General features: G+C 45.9%; 25 protein-coding genes, 2 tRNA genes and 3 pseudogenes. 14 read left to right on the forward strand and 16 right to left on the reverse strand.

Going from position 1 to position 25045, the window contains the following annotated elements:
* Positions 1-22: 22 nt before the first annotated feature.
* On the reverse strand, positions 23-940 hold the full coding sequence (locus tag E3D00_RS06125; RefSeq protein WP_141460893.1) for an alpha/beta hydrolase: 918 nt from the start codon (positions 938-940) through the stop codon (positions 23-25).
* 92 nt (positions 941-1032) lie between these two features.
* Between E3D00_RS06125 and E3D00_RS06130 the strand changes: the two genes are divergently transcribed.
* Positions 1033-1923 (forward strand): LysR family transcriptional regulator, encoded by an 891-nt coding sequence (locus E3D00_RS06130; RefSeq protein WP_141460895.1) that lies wholly within the window; start codon positions 1033-1035, stop codon positions 1921-1923.
* Positions 1924-2419: 496 nt separating this feature from the next.
* Here E3D00_RS06130 and E3D00_RS06140 read toward each other — a convergent pair.
* A pseudogene (locus E3D00_RS06140) lies at positions 2420-3126 on the reverse strand (IS6 family transposase).
* Positions 3127-3181: 55 nt separating this feature from the next.
* Here E3D00_RS06140 and E3D00_RS06145 point away from each other — a divergent pair.
* Both E3D00_RS06145 and E3D00_RS06150 read left to right on the forward strand, forming a co-directional pair.
* On the forward strand, positions 3182-3427 hold the full coding sequence (locus E3D00_RS06145; RefSeq protein WP_141462401.1) for a type II toxin-antitoxin system Phd/YefM family antitoxin: 246 nt from the start codon (positions 3182-3184) through the stop codon (positions 3425-3427).
* On the forward strand, positions 3424-3810 hold the full coding sequence (locus tag E3D00_RS06150) for a type II toxin-antitoxin system VapC family toxin (protein ID WP_141460897.1): 387 nt from the start codon (positions 3424-3426) through the stop codon (positions 3808-3810). Before E3D00_RS06145 ends, E3D00_RS06150 begins: the two co-directional genes overlap by 4 nt.
* 73 nt (positions 3811-3883) lie before the next feature.
* On the opposite strand, the pseudogene E3D00_RS06155 reads toward E3D00_RS06150, so the two are convergent.
* The 6 genes and pseudogenes from E3D00_RS06155 to E3D00_RS10715 all read right to left on the reverse strand — a co-directional run.
* Positions 3884-4111 (reverse strand): annotated as a pseudogene (locus E3D00_RS06155) (DDE-type integrase/transposase/recombinase); the annotation flags it as partial.
* 182 nt (positions 4112-4293) lie between these two features.
* Entirely contained in the window at positions 4294-4647 is a 354-nt protein-coding gene (locus E3D00_RS06160; protein WP_141460899.1) for a hypothetical protein, read from the reverse strand.
* A 25-nt stretch (positions 4648-4672) separates the two neighbouring features.
* Positions 4673-5983: a PAAR domain-containing protein gene (locus tag E3D00_RS06165; RefSeq protein WP_141460901.1), complete on the reverse strand. Its 1311-nt coding sequence runs from the start codon at positions 5981-5983 to the stop codon at positions 4673-4675.
* A gap of 3 nt (positions 5984-5986) precedes the next feature.
* The gene (locus tag E3D00_RS06170; RefSeq protein WP_141460903.1) at positions 5987-6457 is read right to left on the reverse strand and encodes a DcrB-related protein; all 471 of its coding nucleotides are present in this window, start codon (positions 6455-6457) and stop codon (positions 5987-5989) included.
* Positions 6458-6606: 149 nt separating this feature from the next.
* Positions 6607-7302, reverse strand: a complete 696-nt coding sequence (locus E3D00_RS06175) for a tyrosine-type recombinase/integrase (RefSeq protein WP_246091378.1) — start codon at positions 7300-7302, stop codon at positions 6607-6609.
* Positions 7299-7565: a WGR domain-containing protein gene (locus tag E3D00_RS10715; RefSeq protein WP_141460905.1), complete on the reverse strand. Its 267-nt coding sequence runs from the start codon at positions 7563-7565 to the stop codon at positions 7299-7301. The genes E3D00_RS06175 and E3D00_RS10715 overlap by 4 nt, the downstream gene beginning before the upstream one ends.
* A 389-nt stretch (positions 7566-7954) precedes the next feature.
* Between E3D00_RS10715 and vapB the strand changes: the two genes are divergently transcribed.
* From vapB to E3D00_RS06205, 5 genes and pseudogenes are all read left to right on the forward strand, one after another.
* Complete coding sequence (gene vapB / locus E3D00_RS06185; RefSeq protein ID WP_141460907.1) at positions 7955-8179, forward strand: type II toxin-antitoxin system VapB family antitoxin; 225 nt, start codon at positions 7955-7957, stop codon at positions 8177-8179.
* The gene (vapC, locus tag E3D00_RS06190; RefSeq protein ID WP_141460909.1) at positions 8179-8610 is read left to right on the forward strand and encodes a type II toxin-antitoxin system tRNA(fMet)-specific endonuclease VapC; all 432 of its coding nucleotides are present in this window, start codon (positions 8179-8181) and stop codon (positions 8608-8610) included. The genes vapB and vapC overlap by 1 nt, the downstream gene beginning before the upstream one ends.
* 815 nt (positions 8611-9425) lie before the next feature.
* A pseudogene (locus tag E3D00_RS06195) lies at positions 9426-10131 on the forward strand (IS6 family transposase).
* 225 nt (positions 10132-10356) lie between these two features.
* Positions 10357-11169 (forward strand): aminoglycoside phosphotransferase family protein, encoded by an 813-nt coding sequence (locus E3D00_RS10720; RefSeq protein ID WP_141460911.1) that lies wholly within the window; start codon positions 10357-10359, stop codon positions 11167-11169.
* A 163-nt stretch (positions 11170-11332) separates the two neighbouring features.
* Positions 11333-11686, forward strand: a complete 354-nt coding sequence (locus tag E3D00_RS06205) for a site-specific integrase (RefSeq protein WP_246091529.1) — start codon at positions 11333-11335, stop codon at positions 11684-11686.
* A 101-nt stretch (positions 11687-11787) separates the two neighbouring features.
* Here the strand turns inward: E3D00_RS06205 and E3D00_RS06210 are convergent.
* Both E3D00_RS06210 and E3D00_RS06215 read right to left on the reverse strand, forming a co-directional pair.
* Positions 11788-11862, reverse strand: a tRNA-Thr gene (locus tag E3D00_RS06210).
* 248 nt (positions 11863-12110) lie between these two features.
* Positions 12111-13229, reverse strand: coding sequence for an Mrp/NBP35 family ATP-binding protein (locus tag E3D00_RS06215; protein ID WP_141460915.1), 1119 nt, complete (start codon positions 13227-13229; stop codon positions 12111-12113).
* Between the two features lie 137 nt (positions 13230-13366).
* On the opposite strand from E3D00_RS06215, the gene E3D00_RS06220 reads away from it, so the two are divergent.
* From E3D00_RS06220 to E3D00_RS06230, 3 genes are all read left to right on the forward strand, one after another.
* Positions 13367-14899 (forward strand): Do family serine endopeptidase, encoded by a 1533-nt coding sequence (locus E3D00_RS06220; protein ID WP_141462403.1) that lies wholly within the window; start codon positions 13367-13369, stop codon positions 14897-14899.
* 30 nt (positions 14900-14929) lie between these two features.
* Entirely contained in the window at positions 14930-15973 is a 1044-nt protein-coding gene (locus tag E3D00_RS06225; RefSeq protein ID WP_246091380.1) for an FUSC family protein, read from the forward strand.
* A gap of 102 nt (positions 15974-16075) precedes the next feature.
* Positions 16076-17533 (forward strand): mannitol dehydrogenase family protein, encoded by a 1458-nt coding sequence (locus E3D00_RS06230; protein WP_141460919.1) that lies wholly within the window; start codon positions 16076-16078, stop codon positions 17531-17533.
* Between the two features lie 53 nt (positions 17534-17586).
* On the opposite strand, the gene E3D00_RS06235 is transcribed toward E3D00_RS06230, so the two are convergent.
* Genes E3D00_RS06235 through queG form a run of 3 tightly spaced genes read right to left on the reverse strand, consistent with a single transcriptional unit; the run spans position 17587 to position 19745 of the window.
* Entirely contained in the window at positions 17587-18417 is an 831-nt protein-coding gene (locus E3D00_RS06235; protein ID WP_141460921.1) for a TerB family tellurite resistance protein, read from the reverse strand.
* Between the two features lie 51 nt (positions 18418-18468).
* Complete coding sequence (locus E3D00_RS06240) at positions 18469-18693, reverse strand: ribbon-helix-helix domain-containing protein (RefSeq protein ID WP_141460923.1); 225 nt, start codon at positions 18691-18693, stop codon at positions 18469-18471.
* Positions 18690-19745 (reverse strand): tRNA epoxyqueuosine(34) reductase QueG, encoded by a 1056-nt coding sequence (gene queG, locus E3D00_RS06245; RefSeq protein WP_141460925.1) that lies wholly within the window; start codon positions 19743-19745, stop codon positions 18690-18692. The genes E3D00_RS06240 and queG overlap by 4 nt, the downstream gene beginning before the upstream one ends.
* A 108-nt stretch (positions 19746-19853) precedes the next feature.
* Between queG and E3D00_RS06250 the strand changes: the two genes are divergently transcribed.
* On the forward strand, positions 19854-20750 hold the full coding sequence (locus E3D00_RS06250; protein ID WP_141460927.1) for a PhzF family phenazine biosynthesis protein: 897 nt from the start codon (positions 19854-19856) through the stop codon (positions 20748-20750).
* On the opposite strand, the gene tgt is transcribed toward E3D00_RS06250, so the two are convergent.
* The 3 genes from tgt to mazG form a co-directional block, all read right to left on the reverse strand.
* On the reverse strand, positions 20747-21913 hold the full coding sequence (gene tgt, locus E3D00_RS06255; protein WP_141460929.1) for a tRNA guanosine(34) transglycosylase Tgt: 1167 nt from the start codon (positions 21911-21913) through the stop codon (positions 20747-20749). The genes E3D00_RS06250 and tgt overlap by 4 nt on opposite strands.
* Positions 21910-22953 (reverse strand): tRNA preQ1(34) S-adenosylmethionine ribosyltransferase-isomerase QueA, encoded by a 1044-nt coding sequence (queA, locus tag E3D00_RS06260; protein ID WP_141460931.1) that lies wholly within the window; start codon positions 22951-22953, stop codon positions 21910-21912. Before queA ends, tgt begins: the two co-directional genes overlap by 4 nt.
* An 84-nt stretch (positions 22954-23037) precedes the next feature.
* Positions 23038-23826 carry a nucleoside triphosphate pyrophosphohydrolase gene (gene mazG / locus E3D00_RS06265; protein ID WP_141460933.1) on the reverse strand — a complete coding sequence of 263 codons (789 nt, stop codon included), beginning with the start codon at positions 23824-23826 and terminating at the stop codon, positions 23038-23040.
* A gap of 132 nt (positions 23827-23958) precedes the next feature.
* Between mazG and argC the strand changes: the two genes are divergently transcribed.
* Both argC and E3D00_RS06275 read left to right on the forward strand, forming a co-directional pair.
* Positions 23959-24864, forward strand: coding sequence for an N-acetyl-gamma-glutamyl-phosphate reductase (argC, locus tag E3D00_RS06270; RefSeq protein ID WP_141460935.1), 906 nt, complete (start codon positions 23959-23961; stop codon positions 24862-24864).
* Positions 24865-24920: 56 nt separating this feature from the next.
* Positions 24921-25006 (forward strand) — tRNA-Leu (locus tag E3D00_RS06275).
* Positions 25007-25045: the final 39 nt, after the last annotated feature.

Here is a 25045-nt window from a genome sequence, read left to right on the forward strand (position 1 = left end):
ATCCTTATTTTTGTGTGGTTTGTTAGGATAGTTTGGCGTGAAAGAATGGAGCCAGCACAGAAACGGCTTCGGTCACAAAATTCTCTCTATCGTAGAGATCCATGTGGCTGGCTCCCTTTATGATATGGACTGACTTGTCCGTACTAGCTGCGCGATTATAAAGGTCGTCGCTCATCCATTTGCTACCTGCATCACTCCCTACGACGATCTGGATCGGCTGCGTCAGATAAGTTTCGGCCATGTGATAAGCATCATAGGTGATAATTTGGTTTAGACTACGCAGCGTTGCAAAACCGGGAGCAGTTTTATATTCAGCGCGCGGCGTATGGTAATATTCCCACGCTTGGCGTAATTCTTCATTCGGCGCATCTTTCTCCGTTAATGGCGCCAAAGGCATGGTAACATAGTTGTTTCCTGTGGCGTCTGTAGTGCGAGCGTTTGCCCCAGCTTCAATAAGAGGGAGGGCATCAATTGAGCGGACAGAATTGTCCCAGCCATTGCGGAACATGGATCCGATGTTGACTGCACTGACAGTACCAATTGCTTTGATGCGATGATCCTGAATGGCCGCATTGGCCGTGTAGCCGGCTCCAGCACAAATGCCCATCGCACCGATCCGGTTTGGGTCGATATATGACAGCGTTGTCAGGTGGTCGATAACGGCGCTGACATCTTCTGTGCTGATATAGGGGTTTTCAAGCTGACGTGGCTCACCGCCGCTTGCACCTTGATAGGAGCGGTCGAATGCAATTGTCACAAAGCCTTCTTTGGCTAGTTTTTGGGCATAGGTGCCAGCTGTTTGTTCCTTTACACCTCCGCCGGGATGGGAGACGACAATGACCGGCCATTTCTTGGTTTCGTCGAAGCCTTCAGGGAAATTCATGATGGCTGACAAGGTAATCGCAGGATTGTTAGTATTTATAAAACTAATATTGCGCATGGTTTATCTCCTGTTGATGCAATTAGGATAGGATAAATCCATTACATAGATTATACAGATAATCTGTCATGGCCTTATCACTGGAATGATAAATGCGGCGGGATGAAATTGCCGATTTAATAGCATTTGTAACAGTTGCCGAAGAAGGTAGTTTTACCAAAGCAGCCCGCAGGTTAGGTATCGCGCAGTCTGGCCTCAGTCAGATTGTGCGACGTATTGAAGAGCGGTTAGGCATGCGGTTGCTGTCACGAACCACGCGTAGCGTGGCACCTACGGAGGCAGGAGAAAGGCTGCTTGCTACACTTGGTCATGTGCTACATGATTTGGATGTGGCGGTTGCATCTCTAGGCGATTTACGAGATCGCCCTTCGGGAACGATTCGTGTTACGGCCGTGGAGCATGCCGCAACAACTATCCTTCTTCCCAAAATAAAACAGCTTCTGTGGGATAATCCTGATATTCGGGTAGAAATAATCATCGATTATGGGTTGGCAGATGTGGTGAAAGACCGTTTCGATGCCGGAGTTCGACTGGGTGGCGAGATTGCGAAAGATATGATTGCCGTACGGATCGGCCCAGATATCCCCATGGCTATAGTTGGCTCACCGGACTATTTTCGCACGCACTCAATGCCAATATCTCCAGCACAGTTAGTTGAACATAGGGCTATTAATTTGCGTCTCCCGACATCGCAAACGGTTAATGGCTGGCGGGTGATGCAGGGGGGACGCGAAACGCGGATAAAACTGGAAGGGCAGATGATCCTCAACAGTCTTGATTTAATTCGGGATGCTGCCTTAAACGGGCATGGACTAGCTTATCTGCCTTTGGACATGGTTCAGAACTCTATTGAACATGATCAATTGGTGAGGGTGCTAGCCAAATTCACGCCCGACCTGCCCGGGTATCATCTTTATTACCCCAACCGACGGCAGGCCCCTCTAGCATTTAGGTTATTCGTCAAGGCCTTGCGGTATTCGTAGTAAGGCGGGAAATGATGGAAGATATGGCTTTGTTGCAAAGCTGAGAGAAGCTGATGAGGGCCTGGTTTACAGGCTTTTTAGAATGTGTAGATCTCGAACTGCCTTTCCAATCAGGCGCACGTCTCCCAGTTTTTTAGTTCGTTCACAGATTTGCCTAGAAACCGTTTGGTAGCTTTGGTATTTCGGGTTGGCCAGAGATGGAAATCATTCATGCTAACCGTTCCATCTCAAAGCCAATAAAGGTTTCAGGCAGGAGCTAGAACTTGGCAACAGAGCCATTTACAGCAGCCATTCACGAATGATTTTCCCAGCTTTCTCGATAGGTTCATTGCTGTTGAGGCCACTTGCACTACTCAGATGCGGTATCACTACGAGTGGCGTTTCGCCCCGATACAGTCTTATACGCTTCGTATATCTTCCAACTTTAAACTCAGCACATTCACAGGGGATGTCACGTTAACTTATGGAAGTTGAGAGAAGCATTTCCGCGTGGCTTTCATGCAACGAGAGAGGCTGCGACCTTCCATTGAGCAAATGCTTGGATGCGATGATTATGTCGTGTGAGAGCGTTGGTGTTAGCAGCGGGTGGAAGGAAGAGATTACGGACGGTAGAGAAGACGGAGACGAACTTCTGACATCCGCGGGGAGAATGAAATTGTTGCATGACCCGTTCCCGTTTTCGCAGCGGTAAATGGCTGTTTTCCACTCGATTGTTTAGCCCTTTGTGAGACAGGTGTCGAACAGACAGGCGAAGTTTACGTTTCTCGGCCCCATAGGATTTTAGCTTATCCGTCATCATCTGCCGTGGACACGCTCCTTGCTTACGCAAAAGACGGGTCAATAAACGCTGAGCAGCTTTAGTATTGCGTCGTGTCTGTAAGATTTCAACAAGGATATAACCATCTTGGTCTACAGCACGCCACAACCAGTGCGCCTTACCACCGATGACGATCCTCACTTCATCGAGGTGCCATACATCGCCAGGCTTGGCAGCTTTACGCCGTAAACGACGAGCATAAGCCATACCAAATTTCAGGTTCCAGCGACGGATCGTTTCATATGACACCATAATTCCACGTTCGAAAAGCATCTCTTCAATCAGGCGGAAGCTCTCAATGGGAAACGGAAATACAGCCATACCACGTGCGCAATTAACTCACGTAGAAAGCGGTGCCTTTTGTAACTCACAGGAGGCGTTTTCATGCACTCCATCTAACACGACGAACTTAACGTGACAGCACCGCCTTATTCGCATTTCATGCGCATCGTTAATATTCACGAAGCCAAAACCCATCTGTCTCGGCTGATTGAGGCCGCCATGAAAGGCGAAAGCTTCATCATCGCCAAAGCTGGTCGGCCAATGGTGCGTGTCAGTCCGGTCACAGCTCCCGAAGAGCATGAGAAACGACGTTTGGGATTTTTAGTCGGACAGATACGGCTTCCAGAGGATTTTGATCGTATGAGCGAGGAAGTCATTATTTCTCTCTTCGACGGTCCGGCATGAAGCTGCTTCTGGATACTCATCTTCTGCTCTGGGCTGCCGGAGATCCTGACCGGCTGTCAATGCGCGCAAGGTCCCTGATGGAAGATCAAAATCATGACCTGATGTTCAGTGCTGCCAGTATTTGGGAAGTGACCATAAAAGTCGGACTGGGACGTGCAGACTTCCAGATTGATCCCCACCTGTTACGTCGTGGCCTGATCGAGAACGGTTACGAAGAACTGGCCATTACCGGTCAGCATGCCCTAGCAGTTGGGCTGCTTCCCGATGTGCATCGGGATCCTTTTGAACGTATCCTCGTGGCTCAGGCGACGGTGGAGGGGATCCGTCTGGTAACCCATGATCCGCTCGTACAGGCCTACCCCGGCCCGATCATCGCCGTTTGATTAGACCCATAATAACATAACGGGCCCTGTTGCAAAGTTTGGAACGGTTTATACGGACTTAATTTCCGGTTTTTTAGAATACGTAGATCCCAAACTGTCTTTCAATTAGACGCAGTTCTCCCATGATACCGTCTTGGAACTGGAAGAATTTGCCCTGTCCTTTTTTCAAGGCGCGCACGGGCCTGATCAGTTGCTTAAGCTTGCCGTGATCGGCTTCGATCACATTATTCAGATATTTCACCTATCGGTGCTGTATTGTGCCCGGCAGTTTGCCTGCATGTTTTAGTTCTTTGATCGCGATGCGGTGCTGTCACGTTAAGTTCATCGTGTTAGACCGCGCGCATGAACAAGGCCCCAGTGAGTTATAAGGTGCCAATTTTACGTGAGTTAATAGCCCATACGGTATGGCTTTATTTTCGCTTTCCTTTGAGCTTTCGCCTGATTGAAGAAATACTTCTCTAAAGTAACATCTCCAAGCTACATTCAGTCATGTTGTTCAGCATTTTTCTTTGCAGCCTCTTCTGCTAGAATTTTTTTCTTATTTTCCTCCAGAAATGCAAATATTTCTTTTAAATCTTCTGTCATTCCCCCTGTTATCTGTATATTAAATTTTGCATATGCATCTTCTAATTCACGATAGTCCTGCAAGCCTAATTCAGGAAAAAAATAAAATCCTGGAAGACGGTCTGTTGGTACAGTAATTTGACCAGCTTGAGCTTTTCGAATAATCGGCATTAACATGCTTTTTAACTCTGCTGCATATTTATTAAGCGGAGCATATTTCTCTAAGGTCGCTTCCAATTTATCGGCTGTTTCTTTTATTAATTTCTGATCCATAATTGTACCCTTTCTTTTTTCTAGGTTAATTTTTAACTTGGCCAATTTTCACAGGTTCATTCCACTCGCCTCTGTTTAAAATTAACGTTTGTTCTCCACCCCCTTCTCGTATAACTATTCCCCCAAGATCAGACGCTGGAGCTATTTTACTGCTCCATACCGTGGCTGAGCTACGAGGTGTGACTTCATAAACATCATATGTTCCACGCTCGCTTTTAACAGGAAGACCAAAATAATCTCCTAAATTTTTGCCTGATTTTTGTGCCGCTTCAAGTTCCTCTTTCTTCATAAAATAAGGAGAATATGCGGTAACTCCCTCTTCAGGAGGAACGATTTTATATAAGGGAGAGGATGCTTCTTCTGATTTTGGCAACGTAGAACCTGATTGTATATTTCCTACAGCTCTATCAGTGATACTCTCTAAAGAAGCATTAGGATCCGCTTTTTGCATTTTATCAATATACTTCCTACCTTCTTCTGTATTCAAATATTTTTTTGCCTCTTCATAACTTACTCCATGAGTTTTAAAATTAGCCTTCGTATCTGCAATTTCAGCAGCATGATGCTCTTTTAAATATTTAGTTTTATAAAAATTCTGCCCTTTGGCACCAATCGCTCTTCTTTCCATAGCCCGCGCTACGGCTTTTCCACCCGCTTTCGCTGCACCGACTAGGCCTTTCTCAGCAACAGCTTTTATAGCAGCTCCTGCAAGTCTATAAGCTCCCCTAGCTACTCCAGGCAGAAAAGAGGCCACGAAAGCAGCCGTACGCACCCAATGGGGGACTTCAGGATTAACACTCAACACACGCTTGGTCGGTGAGCCTATAATAACATTGGAAGATCCCGCCATGATCTTCCCACCACACACAACCTGATCCCCCACGCGTCCTGCAGGTTGGCCATTAATGAAAACGGTTGAAGCCCCTTCAGCCACCATATCTCCAGAAGGATGGCCTATTTTAGAACAGACCACCTTTTTGGTAACAAAGGCTGCGGGTTTACCGTTAATAAAAACATTCGAAGACCCTTCCACCACCAGACCCGTGGAGGCCTGCATTTTAGAGCCAATGTTTTCACCAATATTTTCGGTTTTGGAACTCAGATAACTGCCCACAGCACCAGAAACGACGATTTCCCCAACCGTTGCCGCTACTCCAGCAACAAGAGGAGTGGCTAATCCCGCTGTTACAACCTCAGCGGCAACGGCACCGGCAACCATTGTGGCAGCTATCGCAACGCCCGTCGCAAAAACCAAACCTGTGACCGCCCCAGCCACAAATCCCGTTAGAGCTTTACTATGCCCAATCGGATCACCAAGGCGAGCAGCTGCGGGCATGATTTAACCTATTTGTTCAGAGGAACGTGGACGAAAACCATTGATGATCCTCATAACCGTACGATATGTCCCGCTTGGCATGGGTGTGACGTGAGTGGCGGTAAAAATGAGAATTTTTCGATCCGAAACAAGACGACACGCCATCACCTGATCGATACTCCCTTCTTCAGATAGCCAACGCGTGAGCAGTGCTTCTCCGGGTCCATCAGCCCAATCAACCGGAAGTCTCGCTTTGAGTTCAAAGTCCTGAAGAGTTTCTTTTAACCGGATAATCTCATTTTCTATATAATCCGGTAATTCAACACCGACAGGAAGCGTATCTCTTGAAATCACCAGACTAGCGGCATGTGCTTCATCCCCTTTGATACGAAGCACGTTAAGCGTTTGATCATCCCATGTTCCAGGAACATCTGCTGGAACAGACCCTTCATTAAATACGTAAAGGGGTGTTGAATTATCGTTTATGGCAGACATGAAGTGAACAATTATCCTTTAACAATCATGATAGTATTATACGATCTCTTAAAAAGATCGATATCAAAAGCCAGTTATTAAAATGTTATATATTTCATAACGGAAAGTCTTTTAGACCGTGTCATTTATTCGAGATGTTCTATTTTCTTTCACCCCCACAATCTCTGAGCGATGTGGTGCTCTTCCTGACCTGACGCATTGGCATAAATAGCGGTGGTGGACAGCTGAGCATGCCCCAGCCATTTCTGAATGAGATTAAGCGGGATCCCTTTCGAGACTGCGGCGACACCAAACGCATGCCGTAAGCCTTTAGGCGATGCAGCAGGACCTGAGAGCCCTGCCTCTTGCATGACCCGATGCACCATGCGCCAACCCGTCATGCGCGCCACAGGCCATAACCGAAGCGATTGCCCTCGATCGCGCTTCTTCTGCACCTGACGAACCCCATGCACGAGATCCAGTGTTTCCAAAACCACAGGCGGCACGGGCACGGCCCGATAAATCCCGGCCTGACGTTTCTTTAAACTCTCAAAGATCACGACCCCTGCAACCAGATCCACCCGATCGGCCGTTAAAGCAAGCGCTTCTGATAAGCGACATCCCGACCAGGCCAGTAACAAACACAAGCTCCGCACCTCCCGCGGGAAATGCTCCGCGGCTTTTAAAAAACCAGCCCGCTCTGATTCAGTCAGATATTTCCGTGCCCCTGACGGATCAAAGAGCTGCATGCCGGTTAAAGATGTCGTCCCATCCGCATGAACAGATCGAGAAGCGGATAATACTTTTCGCGTTTTCAAACCTGGACTAGGCAATGAACCGCGTTGAGACGAACGAGAAGAGGTCATGGTTTGTCTTTCAGCTGGTAGCCTCGACGTTGCTTCTTCTGCACCCAGTGCTTTAGGGCTTCTTGTGCCTTGTCAGGTTCCTCAAAGATTTCAGAACGTTCTTGCCCAGTTGTTCCAATGCGCCCCCAGGACCGGGTCAAACAAGAATGACCCAAGAGATCGATCCCCACCTCCAATTGGTAAAAGCGCCAACAGTGTCGCGACGGCTCAATGCGTTCCAATCGAACCGGAGCTGAAAAGGGGGAAAAGGGCGTTTTGGTCATGATCTCACGAGTAATGTAACACAAAGAGGGAAGAAGACCAAAGCCGGATGGGAGAAACCGGGATGGGTTTGAATGGAGAGAAGGGAGGGTGTGTTACACTATAAACTATAACGTAACACACCTTGTTCATTCTTCCTCGCATCTTTCGTCCCCATCCCCGCCGCACCAGGGGTGCAATGGTGTATGAAGAAATCAAAAAATACTGAGATAAGGTGAGATGAGATAGGCTGCTATAAGGCTTAAAAAGCCATTTCAATTTTGCCCCTCTGTCAACACAAAAATAATAAATTCCTCTTTATTTTCAGAGAGATATCCTCCGGCTTATGTTTTTTAATTGTCTCGACTAGACCATATGGATATACTACTTGAATATACATAAAGGATTTAAGATGCTGACCCGCACGACACTCTTCTTGTCGAACCGTTCTCAAGCGGTGCGTCTTCCTAAAGCTGTTTCTTTTGCGTCCGAGCTAAAGGAGGTGGTCATCATTCCCGATGGTGCACGCCGGATCATTGCGCCAGCCGATGCAGCTTGGGATGACTTCTTTACGTCACCCGGTATTGAACTAGCCCCCCGCAATCAGCCCGAAATACAGGAGCGTGAAAGCTTTTGATGCTCCGCTACGCACTCGACACGAATTTCTGTATTCGGGTATTGCGCGATCGACCTCAGGCCTTGAGAGAACGCTTTAACGAGAATGCGGATGCGCTCTGCATTTCTGATGTTGTCTTGTATGAACTCCTCTACGGTGCAGAAAAATCTCAGGATCCGGTAAAACATCGACGACAAGTCGAGCTTTTTGCTGCACGCTTAACGATCTTGCCCTTTGATGATGCCGCAGCTGCCCATACGGCAGAAATCCGGGCTGTTTTAGAAAACAAAGGCTGCGTCATAGGTCCTTATGATCTTATGATAGCTGGACATGCTCGCAGCCGGGGCCTCATCGTCGTAACTGGAAACCTTCGTGAATTTACGAGAGTAGACGGTCTTCGTTCCGAAGACTGGCTGCCAAAATATGGCCCTTGGAGGAGCAAACCTCAATAGTTCATCTGGCGGTCTTGTCACATTAACTTATAACATCGTGGGAAAGTCTTTTTTACTTTTAGAAAAATTTTGTTCGTTGGTAGACATATAGAATTAAGAAAATGAATATATTATTAGTAAATATTATTTTTTCATTAAGTATTATATGTTCTTTTTCATCCAAAAAAGGACATGTTGAAGTTTTTGAAGTTTTGAATTTTTTATCATATGTGTTTATTATTTCGCATATTTACAAAAATTCTTATATTTTTAATAAAAATCACAAATTTTTACTATTTTTCTTATTTTTGTTTTATCCACTTTCTTTTTCTTATTTTTCGCTCATAAATATTACGGACCTTATAAATATTAACAGTACTTTTCTACTTTTTATTTTGGGAATATCAAATCCATTTGTATCTATAATTACAGCAATGAGTATTTTTATGGGAGTCCCTTTAGGGTCTCCCTATTTATTAGCATCTATTTTAGATTGGACCTATATACTTATTATGTTGTTTATTAATATCTATAAGATATTTTTTGTTCCTTTTTTTCTTTTTTCTCTTTTCTTTAAAAACTTTAAAAAATTATCGCTTTTTTACAAAATAAATTTCTTTATTGTTATTATAGCAATCATATATAATATATTGGGATTAAATATTTATATGCTAGGTAATTTGAGGCTGTCACATTGACTGGCCCTGTTGCAAACCACTGCCGGTGTTAGCGGCGGGTGGCACGAAGAGATTACGGACGGTCGAGAAGACGGAGACGAACCTCTGACATCCGCTTGGTGATCTGAATTTTGCAGGTGCTGTCACGTTAAGTTCAGCATGTTAGATGGAGCGGATGAACACGCCCCCAGTGAGTTACAAAAGGCACCGCTTTCCACGTGAATTAATTGCTCACGCGGTATGGCTGTATTTCCGTTTTCCACTGAGCTTTCGCTTGATTGAAGAAATGCTTTTCGAACGTGGGATTGTGGTGTCGTATGAAACGATCCGTCGTTGGAGCCTGAAATTTGGTATGGCTTATGCTCGTCGTTTACGGCGTAAAGCTGCCAAGCCTGGCGATGTATGGCACCTCGATGAAGTGAGGATTGTAAGTAAAGGAAAGCCTCATTGGCTATGGCGTTCTGTAGACCAAGATGGTTATATCCTTGATGAAATCTTACAGACACGACGCAATACTAAAACTGCTAAGCGTTTACTAACCCGCCTTTTGCGCAAGCAAGGCGTACGTCCACGGCAGATGATTACAGATAAGCTAAAGTCTTATGGAGCCGCAAAGCGGAAACTCCACCTATCTGTCCGACATCTTTCCCATAAAGGCTTGAATAACCGCGCTGAAAATAGTCATTTACCGCTCCGAAAGCGTGAACGGGTGATGTAAAAGTTCAGATTACCAAGCGGATGTCAGAGGTTCGTCTCTATCTTCTCTGCTGTTCGTAATCTCTTTGTTCTACCTGCCGTTAACACCAACGCTCTCACACGACACAGTCATCGTATCCAAGCCTTTGCACAATGGAAAACTGCATAGCCAGTAATGGTTTCAGGTAAGAGTTGAAACTTTGCAACAGAGCCTCATTACTGGCTAGATGATCCGACAAATGGAGGCGGAAATTTTGAATAACATAGCGTGGCCATCGATTCTTGAGAAAATTGGAGCAAATAGGTCCAATGAAATCGCCTTGGTTGATGGTGGCCTCTTTAATAAAGTTTACCGCGTAGTAGACAATGGTCGGGTCATATTCGTAAAAGTGATATGCGATCATGCCCGGTTGTCAGGTTTCCCCCTCTACCGACTACATCGAGGCAGCGATTCACCGTAGCAACATGCGTTCATCTTCATGCACACACAAGTAGGCATCAGGCCTCTCTTGTCAACGTTCCCGCCCTCCTCGCTTTCGACGAAAAAGATTACTCGATTGCCATGGAGAACGCCCCTGGAAGGCCGTTGCACGAGCTGTTGATCAGCCGTGAATATTTCGATCGCGCGTTCAAGATAGGTCTCCGCGTAGTTGCATGGCTACGGAATTTTCATCTCACACCATGTTCTGACCATGATCTTATTATGGAGTCGAGCCAGCCCTTCAAGGCTTACAAGGCGGACTTGCAATACACGAGGTTATTTGAGTACCTTAGTCCTCCCCAAGTAGATGTAGCGGAACGTTTCCTGCATAGGCAGATTAAAAATACTAAGTCAGTTCTTCATGGCGATCTAAACTCTCGTAACATACTGGTCGATGACGAAAATCGTATTAACGTTATTGACTTTGAACAAGGGCAGGTTGGGAACGGCATTCACGACGTAGCCTACCTCGTGTCGGAGTTCGTTATATATTCGTTCTTCCAAAATTCCGATCCCGAAGAACAAATTAAAAGATTCTGGAGAGAATACGACTGGGAGTTTCGGAATCGCTTGCGTTGGGAAGAATACCGCCAACACCTTGCATTCCAGGTTCTCTATCGTCTTAAGGGGCCCTCACGACAAGTTTGGGCGGGACATCTTGACGAACCGACAAGACGCCAAATCGAGGATTGGAGCTTGCGCCAATTCGCAGAATGGCTTCTGTAGCAACCTACATAATTAGGTTTATATGCAGAAATGATGGCCAGTTATAAAGTACCCCGAGTGCTGTCACGTTAACTCTGTCGTGCTAGACGGAGCGGATGAACTTAACGTGACAGCACCGGCAGCCTCTTTAGAATGGAAACAGATTAATTTCAGAACCATTCCTGTGACATGCACGCTTATAAAAACGAAAACTCGATCTCCGAGAGAGATCAATCTTTCCGAGCGAGTAGTCCATGATTTAAAGCGTTTGCATCAAGGAAGGGGAAAATCAAAGTACGTTTTTATTTCTCCGTTAGGGGAGAGGTACACGAATGTTTCAGGACGCTTCCGCATTTTGACGTCGAAAGCCATGTTAGATAAAGGGCGGCATTTCCGATGCCATGATTTAAGGCATACGCATGCTATTCGTGCCCTGCAATCAGGAGCATTCATATATGATGTGGCGAGAGCGTTAGGACATTCCAGCGTTAAAACAACAGAAGTTTACACGGCATGGCTGACACGAATCGCACGTTAAAAAGCCGGATTTTTATCCGGCTTTTTATCCGACATTGTGTGCGCTATATGCGCTGTGTGCGCCGTATGCGTTTTTAAGAATGGCTATTTTCTGGGAATTTATGGTGCCGGGTGAGGGATTTGAACCCCCGACCTTCGGTTTACAAAACCGCTGCACTACCACTGTGCTAACCCGGCAATCGGTAGAGCAGCTTTTCACATAAAATGTGATGATGGGTCAAGTGATTAAATAGCAATTTTATCGAAATTAATTCTTTTTTTGTTTTTGCATCAAGTCTTCAGGGGGAGGAAGCGCTGTCGACTCTTTAGAAAAGCCATATCCATCTTTTGAGAGACCATGGTGTATGACTTTATGGTTTGTGCTGCAGCCACTCATAAAAAGAAGAGAGAGGCTTATGATAATATATCGCATCTATAGTCACCGATTAATTTGAAAATTGTAGAGATTGGCTCAGAGTGAGAGATAGCTTTTGGTAAGCTTGGGCCGCAGCGCTATCCGGTGTTGAAAGTATAATAGGCGTACCTGCATCAGCGCTACTTCGAATTTCTGCAAGCAGAGGAACTTCTCCTAAGAAAGGAACATGTAATTTATCCGCCTCTGCTTTGGCGCCTCCGTGGCCAAATAATTCAGTGCGATGATTGCAGTTAGGGCAGCAAAAATAGGACATATTTTCGACGAGTCCTAGTATTGGTGTTCCCATACGTTCAAAGAGGCTGACCCCGCGCCGAGCATCAAGCAATGCAATATCTTGAGGGGTAGATACAATCACAGCGCCCCCACGTTTAAGATGAGTATTTAGTTTTTGCGTTAAGGTTAGTTGCGCGTCTCCTGTCCCTGGAGGCATATCAATCACTAAAACGTCTAACTCTCCCCACTCAACCTCACCAAGAAACTGCGTTAGAGCTCCCATGACCATCGGGCCACGCCAGATCATCGCTTGTTCTTCATCGACGAGATAGCCAATGGACATGGTTTTTATATTCCATGCATCAATCGGATAAATACGTCCGTCTTTGACTTCCGGTCTTACATTTTTTCCTAACATATGAGGTAAAGATGGGCCGTAAATATCAGCATCAAGGAGCCCTGTTTTGAGGCCTAATTGGGATAAACCTACGGCTAAATTAACGGCTGTGGTTGATTTTCCAACTCCTCCTTTGCCAGAAGCAACAGCAATAACTGCTTTGACATGAGGAAGAAGGGGCATCGAATTAGAGGAAGATTTACGGCTGCCACCTAATGGACGATGACCTGTGTTCGTCGTTTGGGCGGAGGAGTTAGGGGCGGTTCTGTGAGACGTGAAGGTGATGGTTGCTTTTTCTAAGCCTGCGATCTTGGCAATAGATTGCTCAGCTATAGAACGTATTTTATCAATTTGATCAGCTTTAGTTTTAGATGTTGTGAGCGAAATATTAGCGTGCCCGTTTTGTATGGAAATATTTTCTAATGTTGAAAAAGAAAGAATGTTTGAGTCTGAGCCTGAAAAATCCTTTTTTAGAATTTCAATAATGTCTTGTTTAAGAGAAAGGTCTGGTTTGTTCATAAAGGGGTTCTCTTAGAATGGCCAAATTTGAAGAAAAATTTCATTGGATTTTTGAACTTTATCACAGATTAGATATGAACTGCACCCAGAACTCCGAAAGGGTGGCAGGAAAAGATTATCTAGGCTAGCGTATCATGATGACCAGATTCACGACTAAACTTATTTTGTCATGTGCTCTTTGCTACATATCTCCAGTGACAAAAGTATATGCACAAAATGTTGCCCCGACCGTTCCCATTACACCAACGCCGCGTTCTGTTCCTTCCAGCTTTGCGGATCTTGCCAATCGCCTTTTGCCGTCTGTGGTTAACGTTTCAACCTCAGCCGTCCTAAAGCCAGAAAAGCAGGACGATCAGGGGCCTGATTCTAGCAATCCAGATGGTCCACAGGTGCCAGAGTTTCCTCCAGGCTCTCCGCTGGAAAAATTTTATCATGATTATATGAACCATAAACCTGCTCCCAATCGCCCTCCAAGGCGGATGCAGGCATTAGGTTCTGGTTTTATTATAGACCCAGCTGGCATTATTGTGACGAATAATCACGTTATTGAAGATGCTGACCAAATAACGGTTACTCTACATGACGGAACGGAAATGCCTGCGCGTATCGTTGGGCGTGATAGTCAGGTGGACTTGGCCGTTTTAGAAGTGAAGCCACCTCATCCGTTGCCGGCGGTTTCTTTAAGTAATAGTGATGCTGCCCGGATTGGTGACTGGGTTCTTGCAATCGGTAACCCGCTAGGATTGAACGGAACCGTTACCGCGGGGATTATTTCGTCTCGTGGCCGAAATGTCGATCATGGGCTGTATGATGATTATATTCAAACGGATGCAGCAATTAACCGAGGGAATTCCGGTGGCCCGTTATTTAATTTAGCGGGAGAAGTGATCGGAATAAATACCCTGATTTACGGTGGTTCAGGAGGGGGGTCAATTGGGATTGGTTTTGCTATCCCTGCGAATGATGCACGCAATATTATCGATCAGTTGAGAAAGACAGGCCATGTTTCCAGAGGGTGGCTTGGCTTAAAATTTCAAGATGTTTCCTATGATATTGCTCAGGATCTGGATTTCCACAAGGCGGATGGCTCAAGAGGAAAGGGATCTTTAGTTTCAGACGTGTCGCCTAAAGGGCCTGCGGCAAAAGCGGGTTTGCAAGTGGGGGATATTATTACACGAGTAGGCGATCAAGAGGTAACGGGGCAAACAATGCCACGCATTGTTGCTGCTATTGCCCCTGGGACAAAGACAGATCTTACCATTTGGCGTAAGGGCAAGATACAGACGATAGCGATTACGCTTGGACAATCCCCCACGCCCCCCGATATGCCTCCCTCTGATACACACCAGCCTCTGCATATGAAGGCAATGTTGCAAGGTTTAGGCTTAACGGTTCGATCGATTGATGCTGATATTCGGACACAATATGCTTTGTCTGATGATCAGAGAGGGGTCTTGGTGGAGCAGGTTACCGCTCAAGGCCGTGCTGCGTCTCGGGGAATTGTAGCTGGCAATGTCATTACGCAAGTAGGGCAAGAGCAGGTTAATACCCCAGATGACTTTAAAAGGTTGGTTCAGCGTATGCTCGACCAGAAGAAGAAGGAGGTCCTTCTCTTGGTTCAGGATGATAGCGGTTTGCGTTGGGTTCCTGTTCCCTTCGCCGAGAATTAAAAGGTTTTGAACAAGATCATAAGAACATTTTTGCAGAGGTTTCGTGTTTCAGCGTTTCAGGAGCGCTGGCACGAAGTATTATATCCAGCGACACGGCATGCTGTTCGTTTGTTGATCTCCATTGCGTCGGCGTGGGGTGTTAGCCTGATATTTCATTTGCAGGAAACAACGTGGGCGCTGGTTACTGCGCTAATTGTAACGCAGACAAATATAACAGATGTTGTTCTAACGGCCCGAGATCAGATTGTGGGGACAATTCTTGGGGCGTTTGCCAGTACAATTGCTATTACACTTGAAATGTGGACCGAGATGAAATGGCTTCCATTTTGGCTCGTACTTATACCCTTGGCCTTTCTGGCCTCTGTCAAAAAGCGTTTGCGTTTTGCATGTGTTACTTTGATGATTGTGTATCTGTTTCCATCTTATGGAAATCCGTTCTCTCCTATGATCGCCCGTTTAACAGCGATTATGGTAGGGGTTATCGTATCTTTAATTGTTTCTTATCTGGTTTTTCATCGTAGTGCGCGTCGGCAGGCATTTAGTATGTCGTCTTGTATTTTGAGGCGCTTAGCACAGCTGCTCAAGTTTGCTCTGGATGCTGAAGTAAGCTGGTATCATGTGGAGCGACGTGCTGAGGCGTGTATTCCGCTGATTATACAATTGGAGCAGGCTGTTGAAGATGCAAAAAGAGAGCATTTTATCGCGTTAGAAAAGCGTGACCCTGTGTTGGTTACTCTTCCTAAAATCATGAGAAGACTTCTCAATGATACGATGCTGGTTGCACGTGCACTTTCAAATAGGGCGTCAGCTGAAACTGCAGATATATTGTTTTTGTACAAAGGTCTGAGCCATACTTTAAGGGTAATGGCGTATAGCTGTGATCAACGTTTTGTGCACAAACCAAATCGTTATTTTAAAAAATTAAAAGATAAAGATATCTTAACAGAGCTTTCAAAACTTGAAGAACAAAACAAGGCTGAGGTTCGCTTTGCGATGTCTTTATTTAAAGAGGATTTGGAGCGGGCTTTAAGAATAATCGTTCATAACGATGTTAATGCAGTGCAAGAGCTGTGAGAAATATGTGAACCTTTGGGCGCATGCTCGCGTTTTGAAAGTGAGACTTAAAATTGAGTAAATAGCCTCCGAGAGGGGGCTTCATATGGAGTGGAGAATTTTATGATCACACGTGAAACCCTGAAATCTCTTCCATCAGGCGTAAAAGCTCCTCCTTATAATGTAGCGGATGTAAAGCCTGGAATTGTTCATTTTGGTGTTGGTAACTTTTTCCGCGCTCATCAGGCATTTTATATTGATAAAATTCTGAAAGATGATCCAAATTGGGGCATTGTAGGTGTTGGTTTAACAGACGGTGAGCGCTCTGAGAAAAAAGCCAAGCAGTTTAAAGAGCAAGATTGTTTGTATTCTTTAACTGAAACGGCTCCTTCAGGAGAAAGTGAAGTCCGTATTATCGGGGCTTTGCGTGACTATCTTTTGGCCCCCGCAGATCCAGAGGCGGTATTAAAGCGTCTTGCTGATCCATCTATTCGTATTGTTTCCATGACAATTACAGAAGGTGGTTATAATATTGATGAATCAACAGGTGAGTTTGACCTGAAAAACCCTGCTGTTCAGAAAGACCTCAAAAATCCAGAGAAGCCATCTACTGTTTTTGGTTACGTTGTAGAAGGTCTACGCCGTCGCCGGGATGCAGGAGTTAAGGCATTTACGGTTATGTCTTGCGATAATTTAAGACATAATGGTCATGTCGCTCATAAGGCATTTTTAGGCTATGCGAAGGCGCGTGATCCTGAGTTGGCAAAATGGATCGAAGAGAATGCAGCCTTCCCTAACGGGATGGTAGATCGTATTACACCAAGCGTTTCGGCTTCTGCCCATAAGAAACTCAATGAAGACAGTGGTTTGGATGATGATCTTCCACTTGTTGCAGAAGATTTTACGCAATGGGTATTAGAAGATAATTTTGCTGATGGCCGTCCTCCTCTCGAAAAAGCTGGGGTACAGCTCGTTGATGATGTGACGGATTACGAACATGTAAAAATCCGTATGTTGAACGCATCACATATTACCGTCTGCTTCCCAGGTATTCTGGTTGGGCATGAATATGTTGATGAAGCTGTTAATGATAAAGAATTACGTTCTAACCTTGAGAATTATCTCAACAAGGATGTTATTCCAACTTTGAAAGCTCCTCCTGGCATGACGTTGGAAGGGTATCGTGATAGTGTTATCAGCCGTTTCTCTAACCGTGCTATGGGAGATCAGGTTCTTCGTGTTGCGGGAGATGGTAGTTCAAAAATTCAGGTTTTCTGGACAGAAACTGTTCGTCAGGCTCTGGAGAAGAAAAATGATATCTCACGGATTGCTTTCGGAATAGCAGCTTATTTAGAGATGCTTCGCGGCAAGAACGAAAAAGGTGAGACTTACGAACCTAATGAGCCAACCTTTGGCGATAAGCAGTGGGAACTAGCTCACAAGGATGATTTTGAAAGCGCTTTGAAACTTCCATCATTTGATAGCTGGCGTGATCTGGATACGTCAGAATTGAATGCGAAAGTCGTTGAAATGCGTAAAATCATTCGCGAAAAAGGCGTAAAAGCAGCACTTCCTAAATAGGATAACTGCAAAAGGCTCTCTGAGATAGAGAGCCTTTTTTATAGAGTTGAAAGTTAAAGCTGACGATCGCGTTTAATACGATCCCACGCAGCATTAATTCGAGCGACGCGCTCTAACGCGCGCTGGCGTTCAATGTCGCTTAAATTCTTTTGTGCCAAAACATCCGGATGATATTCACGCACGAGAGTGCGCCAGCGAATACGGACTTCTTGATCCGTTGCTGTATAAGAGATGCCAAGAACGCGATAAGCATCTGGCTCCCCGGTATTTGACGCACGCGTATTGCCGTTTTCTGCTCTTTCCCAAGCGCCGGGTGGTAACCCAAAGGCATGATGAACGCGCTTTAAGAAATCTAATTCTTTAGGGTGTAATTTTTTGTCGGAGCCAGTATCAGCACGGGCAATACGAAAAAGAGCAGCCATTAAATTTTCAAGAGGCGCTTTATCGCTGCTGTAAGCCTTACCCATCTCTAAAGCGTACATTTCAAAATCATCCGTACGCTCGCGAGCACGGTCAAAAAGCATTCCAACTTCTTTGGTGTTATCAGGTGGAAATTGAAAGCAGGCTTTAAAGGCATTGATTTCTGCTCGATTAACAGGCGCATCAATTTTGGCAAGCTTTGCACATAAAGCAACAAGGCCAATAGCATAAAGCTGGTCTTTTTTGCCTAACGCGGCAGCAACTTTAGCCGCGCCAAAAAATGCTGCACTATGAGGATCTGGCCGGCCACGGCTCGGAAAACGCTCACTCCAGCCCCCCGTAGAAGGGTTTAGGAGCGCACCATTGTCCGCAGCATGCCCCAGAGCTGCTCCCATAAGAGCACCAAAAGGGCCGCCAACGGCAAAGCCTGCAACGCCCCCAAACATTTTTCCCCAAATACCCATAGATTTAATTTAGCATTCTCTTAAGAGGTCGCAAAGGAGGAATAGTTAAAGTTACTCTTCCTGAAAAGTTTTATTGGCATGAAGAGCCGCAATACGTAAAGCAGAAGAAAGAGGACGATGTGGTGGGCGGCTAGCATCAATGGACGTGACGAATGCGGCAAAACTCATTTTCTGGTGTTGTGCTAATTTATCTAAAACTTCCCAGAATTCCGGCTCTAAAGCAATGGATGTACGATGACCTGCAAGTGAGATGCTGCGCTTGATAAGAAACGTCATGAAAGTTGCTCCAAAGCCCATTGAGCCGTTTCTCTAATATCTGCATCAGGGTCTGTTAAGTGTCGTTGGGCAGAAGGAATAAGCGTTATATCTTTTGAATTGCCAATAGCAATTAGCACATTACGTATAAAGCGATTGCGACCAATGCGCTTAACAGGAGAGCCAGAGAACATTTTGCGGAATTCTTGATCGTTTAACTGAGCAAGCTCTGCTAATGGAGGTTCGATAAGATCAGAACGCGCGCGTAGCTTTAGGTGTGAAGCTGTTTGAGCAAAGCGATTCCATGGGCAAGCCATAATACAATCATCACATCCATAAATTCTGTTCCCGATTTGGGTTCTAAACTCGTGTGGAATAGGGCCCTTATGTTCGATAGTTAGATATGAAATGCACCGTCTGGCATCCATGCGGTAAGGCCCAATAAAAGCATTTGTTGGACACGCTGTGAGACATCGTGAGCAGCTTCCGCATTTTCCGCCTTGGGGAGAGGAGGGGGTTAATTCCAAAGTCGTATAAATCTCACCCAGTAAGAGCCATGATCCATGATGTCTGGAAACAAGGCACGTATGTTTGCCCTGCCATCCTAAATGAGCTTGCTCAGCGAGAGCACGTTCCGAAACAGGAGCAGTATCTACAAATACTTTAACCTGAGTTTGTTCCCCGCCTTGTTTTACAACAAACTGTGCCAGTTGCTTCAGCATCCCTTTGATAACATCGTGATAATCTCGATTTCGGGCATACACAGAGATATTGCCACAGCTTGGATTTTTTAACGTTTGATCAGGTTCCTCGGCTGGCGCATAAGAGAGCGCTAAGGATATAACGCTTTTTACTTCTGGCCATAAAGCTTGCGGATGGCTGCGTTGTTCAATGCGCGTTTCCATCCACGACATCGTGCCATGATACTCTTGTGCGACAAAAGCACGTAGTCCGTGTTCAATTTCTTTCGGTAAGTCTGCTTTGCAAAACCCTACGGCATCAAACCCAAGATGTTGGGCATGGAGGGTTATTGATTCTTCAAGAGATCGCTCGTGGGAAGAGGGAGATGGCATGAGAGTTCACTCTATTGAGATAATGCGCAAAGCTACAAAACAGGATCTTTTTATTTGCGGAACATTCAGACATGATATTTTTTTCGTTTGTCCGGTGAGTGCTTTATTATGCGCCGATCCTATATCACGTTAGATGTTTTTACAGATCAGATGTTTGGGGGCAACCCTTTAGCTGTTGTATTGAATGCGGAGGGTTTGTCTTCTGATCAAATGCAGAAAATAGCGATTGAATTTGGATATTCTGAAACAACGTTTGTTTTGCCGCCACAGCATTCAGAGCATACTGCTCAAGTAAGGATTTTTACTCCTGGAGGAGAAATCCCTTTTGCAGGGCATCCCAATATTGGGACAGCTTTTGCCTTGGTCATGCAAGCAGAAAAACAAGGAAAAAAGCTTCCAGATACGTTGCTTTTTGAGGAACAAGCTGGGACTGTTTTGGTAAAGCTATGGAGGCAGGGTGGTGCGGTCATTCAAGCAGAGCTAAGAGCTCCAGAGCAGCTTTCCAGACGCAGTCGGGCTTTGCCTGAAGCTGCTGCTGCGTGCTTGGGATTACAGCCAGAAGATATTCAAACGGACCATCATGCGCCCCAGATTATTTCAGTTGGATTGCCGTTTTTAATCGTTGAACTTACATCAAGAGATGCTTTGCGCCGGGCGCGCGGTGATTTGGTAACGCATTTAAATCATTTAAAGCCTTTAGGTGTTACATCAATATATGCCTATACGCGTGATCGTCTTGCGGAAGAGGAAAGTGATATTCAAGCAAGAATGTTTTCTCCCATTGATGGCATCGTAGAAGACCCCGCAACGGGGAGTGCAACCGCTGCAACGATTGCATTTTTATCGGTCTTAGAAAATGTAGAAGAAAATGCGCTTACCTTCTCACAAGGTGTGGATATGGGGCGTCCCAGCCTTTTAAAAGCGCGTTTTAAAGAGGGCTGGGCTTATGTCTTGGGAACAGCAGTTCCTGTGATGGAAGGTTGTTTGGTGGCAGCAGCAGACTAGAGCGCAAGTTGAGGCATCGGCCATTCATCTTCAGTCCAATCTCCTTGTGCCCAGTCTTGGCGTAATTTCTGGGCGACTTCAGTAAGGTTCCCTGCGATGATCGCTTGTCGGATTGTGCGCATGAGACGTTGATAATACGCCAAATTATGCCATGTCAGGAGCATGGGGCCGAGTATTTCGTTTGCGCGGAATAAGTGATGAAAATAAGCCCGTGTGTATTTACCGGCCATAGGGCTGTCATCATGAGGAGTAATGGGGCGCGTATCTTCTGCAAAGCGAGCATTACGTAAATTAATGGTGCCGCGTTCTGTATAAGCACGTGCGGTGCGTCCTGCGCGGGAAGGCATCACACAGTCGAACATATCGACTCCTCTCATGACGGCACCAAGAAGGTCATCCGGTGTTCCAACTCCCATGAGGTAACGTGCTTTATCTTGCGGGAGGAGAGGCGTGGTAAAGTCAAGGGTGGAGAACATAAGTTCCTGTCCTTCCCCCACAGCTAAACCGCCTATGGCATAGCCTTCAAAGCCAATATCTGTGAGTGCTTTTACAGAAGCTTCACGAAGTTCTTTTTCCGTTCCGCCTTGGACAATCCCAAATTGCCCGTATCCATCACGTGCAACAAAGGCTTCGCGTGAGCGTGCCGCCCATCGCATCGACATTTCCATAGATTTACGAAGGACATCAGGCGTTGCCGGTAAAGCAGGACATTCGTCAAAGGCCATCGTAATGGTAGCATCAAGCTTATATTGAATGTCTGTAGAGCTTTCAGGGGTGAGCCTATGCTTGCTGCCATCAATATGAGAGCGGAATGTCACGCCATCTTCATCCAGTTTACGAAGAGCGCCTAAAGACATCACCTGAAAGCCACCAGAGTCCGTTAAAATGGGCCCCGGCCAATCCATCATTTTATGTAGTCCACCTAGCTTTTGAACCCGGTCTGCATTGGGGCGTAACATGAGGTGATAAGTGTTCCCAAGTACGATCCCTGCACCAGTGGATCGGACTGCGTCCATCGTCATGCCTTTTACCGTGCCAACGGTTCCGACGGGCATGAATGTTGGTGTCTGAACAACACCATGGCGGGTGTGAAGGTGCCCAGCGCGTGCCTGTCCGCATGTTGCTTCTGGGATCCATGTCATTTTTTGTGTTGGTTCAGTCATGAACGGCGCTCCAAGAGGCAGGCATCTCCATACGAATAGAAACGAAGATGATTGGAAATGGCATAGTGGTAAGCATTGCGCATGGTATCTGTCCCGCTAAAGGCGCAGACCAACATGAACAGTGTTGAACGTGGTAGATGGAAGTTGGTCATGAGTAGGTCAACAGCTTTGAAGCGGTAGCCGGGTTTAATGAAAATGGAAGTTTCGCCTTGCCATGGCTGGACGGTTCCATCTTCTTGAGCAGCGCTTTCGAGTAGCCTTAAAGACGTTGTGCCGACAGCAATAATGCGGCCGCCTCGTGCTTTTGTTTGATTAATGAGATCTGCCGTGCTGGCATCAATCTCTCCCCATTCAGCATGCATTTTATGTTCTGCAATCGATGATCGAACGGGGAGGAACGTTCCTGCACCAACGTGGAGTGTTAAGGTGCGGCGTTCAATACCCTTTTGTGCCAAGGCCTCAAGCAGTTCTGGTGTGAAGTGGAGGCCTGCTGTAGGGGCTGCGACAGCGCCGCGTTTTTCAGAGAAAATGGTTCGGTAATCATTGTCATCTTGTGGGGTCGGCCCAAGAGGGCGTTCAATATAAGGAGGAAGAGCCAAAGCACCGACGCGTTCTAAGAAAGCGTCAAATTCATCACCTTCGACAGAAAAACGTAAGCTGATGGCGCCATCCCCTTCATTGGTTATAATGGTAGCCGTCACAGGGTCATCGTTAAAATGAAGAATATCGTCGGGTTTGAGTTTGCGGGAGTTGCGAGCAAGGGCGTGCCAGCTTCCATCTGCTAAAATACGATCCAGCGTAATGCCAATTTTAGCTTCTCCGCGTTTTGCCGAAAGCTGTGCGCGAATTACTTCCGTATTATTGGCAATAAGAAGATCTCCTTCTCGTAAAAAAGAAGGGAGATCACGAACGGTATAAGTCTGGAGTTCGTGGCCGGGGCGAACATGTAAAAGTTTTGCGCTATCGCGAGGGCGGGCTGGTTCGATTGCAATATGATCGTGTGGGAGATCAAAATCGAATGGAGTAAGTTCATCCGTCATGCGAAGCTCTGTAGCAGGTTCGGGTATAGAAAAGACATATAAAATCAAGCAATAAGAAATTAATGTATAAGCAAGCGGAGGTGCTTAACCAAGGCCCGGCATACGTTTGGCTTTCTGCCACAAATCTTCAAGAGTTTGTAACTCTTGTTCCTTCATCACTTTACCCTCTTTAGAGAGCATGGATTCCATGGCTTCAAAGCGGCGTGTGAATTTTTTGTTGCTACGACGTAAAGCAGCTTCAGGGTCAAGGTTGAGTTTGCGTGCAAGGCTGGCAACGGTAAAAAGGACATCCCCCAGTTCATCTTCTATACGGTCTTTATCGCCATTCAGTTCATGCTTTAGTTCTGTAATTTCTTCCAGAACTTTATTCAGAACCTCTTCTGGTTCATCCCAGTCAAACCCCACGCGAGATGCTCGGCTGCATAGTTTTGAGGCGCGTGTTAAGGCCGGTAAGGAGTGAGCAATGCCGGCAAGGGCACCAAATTCAGACCGGGCATGACGTTCTTTTTCTTTGCTTTGTTCCCAGTTAAAAGAGTCGGGGTTTTTATCTTCAAAAATATGTGGGTGCCGTCTGACCAGTTTATCAGCGATCAGGCCTGCAACCGTATTGAAATTAAAAAGCTGATGCTCATCTGCTATTTGAGCTTGAAAAACGACTTGTAATAAAAGGTCTCCCAATTCATCAGGGAGCGCGTCTTGGTCGTTGCGATCAATAGCGTCCATGACTTCATATGCTTCTTCAATGGCAAATGGAGCAAGGGTGGTAGGGGTTTGTTCAATATCCCAAGGGCAACCATGGTGAGGGTCACGGAGTTGTTTCATAATTGAAAGTAAGCGATCGACTTGATACGGTGGAAAAGTTTTTTGTGTCATGGTGATAAGGCGCTTTTGTTACCCAAGAGTATGGATGTTAGTTCTGTGATCTTTGAGATGGCAGAAGTGTGATTGCAAGAGTAAGATAGCTCAACTTTAGTCAAAAGAGTGTTTTAAAAGGATCTATAGTTTATGGCGAAGGTTTTTATCGATGGCGAAGCTGGCACAACAGGGTTGGGTATTCGTCAGCGTATCGAAGCGTTGCCAGAAGCTTTAGGCATTGAACTTCTTTCTATTGATGCGAGTTTGCGGAAAGACTTATCCGCTCGCCAAGAGATGATCCAAAAAGCTGACGTTGCTATTTTGTGCTTACCGGATGATGCCGCGCGTGAAGTGGTAACGCAGATGAGTGGAACGGATACAAAAATTTTGGATGCAAGTACCGTACACCGTGTAGCAGAGGGCTGGACGTATGGTTTCCCTGAAATGGAAGGCGATCAGAGCAATTTAATCCGCTCTTCAGCGCGCGTTGCGAATCCTGGTTGTTATCCGACGGGGGCAATTTCTCTACTGCGTCCACTGGTAAAGGCTGGAATGCTTTCAAGTGACTATCCAGTCTCGATTAATGCTGTTTCGGGGTATAGTGGAGCAGGGAAAAGCGCGATTGAGTCTCATGAAAAAGAAGGTGGTCCAGCATTTTTCCTGTATGCGTTAGGGCTGGAGCATAAGCACTTACCTGAAATTCAGTATTATTCAGGCTTAGATAAGTCACCTCTTTTTGTGCCGTCAGTTGGGCATTTTGCACAAGGAATGATTGTTTCTATTCCTTTGTACCTTTCGGAGTTGTCAGGGAAGGTAACACCTGCTGATGTGCAAGCTGCTTTAGAGCAAACATATAAGGGCAGTGAATACGTTAAGGTGATGTCTCCAGAAACGAAGTTATTGGCAGAAACTCTGGCTGGAACCAATAATATGGAATTACGCGTGCATAGCGATAGTAAGGGCGAGAAAGTGTTGCTTACAGCGAGCTTGGATAACCTTGGTAAGGGGGCATCAGGCGCTGCTTTGCAAAATCTTCTTCTCATGCTTGGACATTAATTTTTTTTAGGGTCTAGCCCTTGAGAAAAAAATAGAATATAGAACGCGGAGTTCCAGCGAGAGTGGCGGAATGGTAGACGCAGTCGGCTCAAAATCGACCGCCTTAACAGGCATGGGGGTTCAAGTCCCCCCTCTCGCACCAGATACACGATCCGATCGTATCTGATGATTCCATAAGACC

The sequence above is a fragment of the Swingsia samuiensis genome (genome assembly GCF_006542355.1).
Lineage (GTDB): Bacteria > Pseudomonadota > Alphaproteobacteria > Acetobacterales > Acetobacteraceae > Gluconobacter > Gluconobacter samuiensis.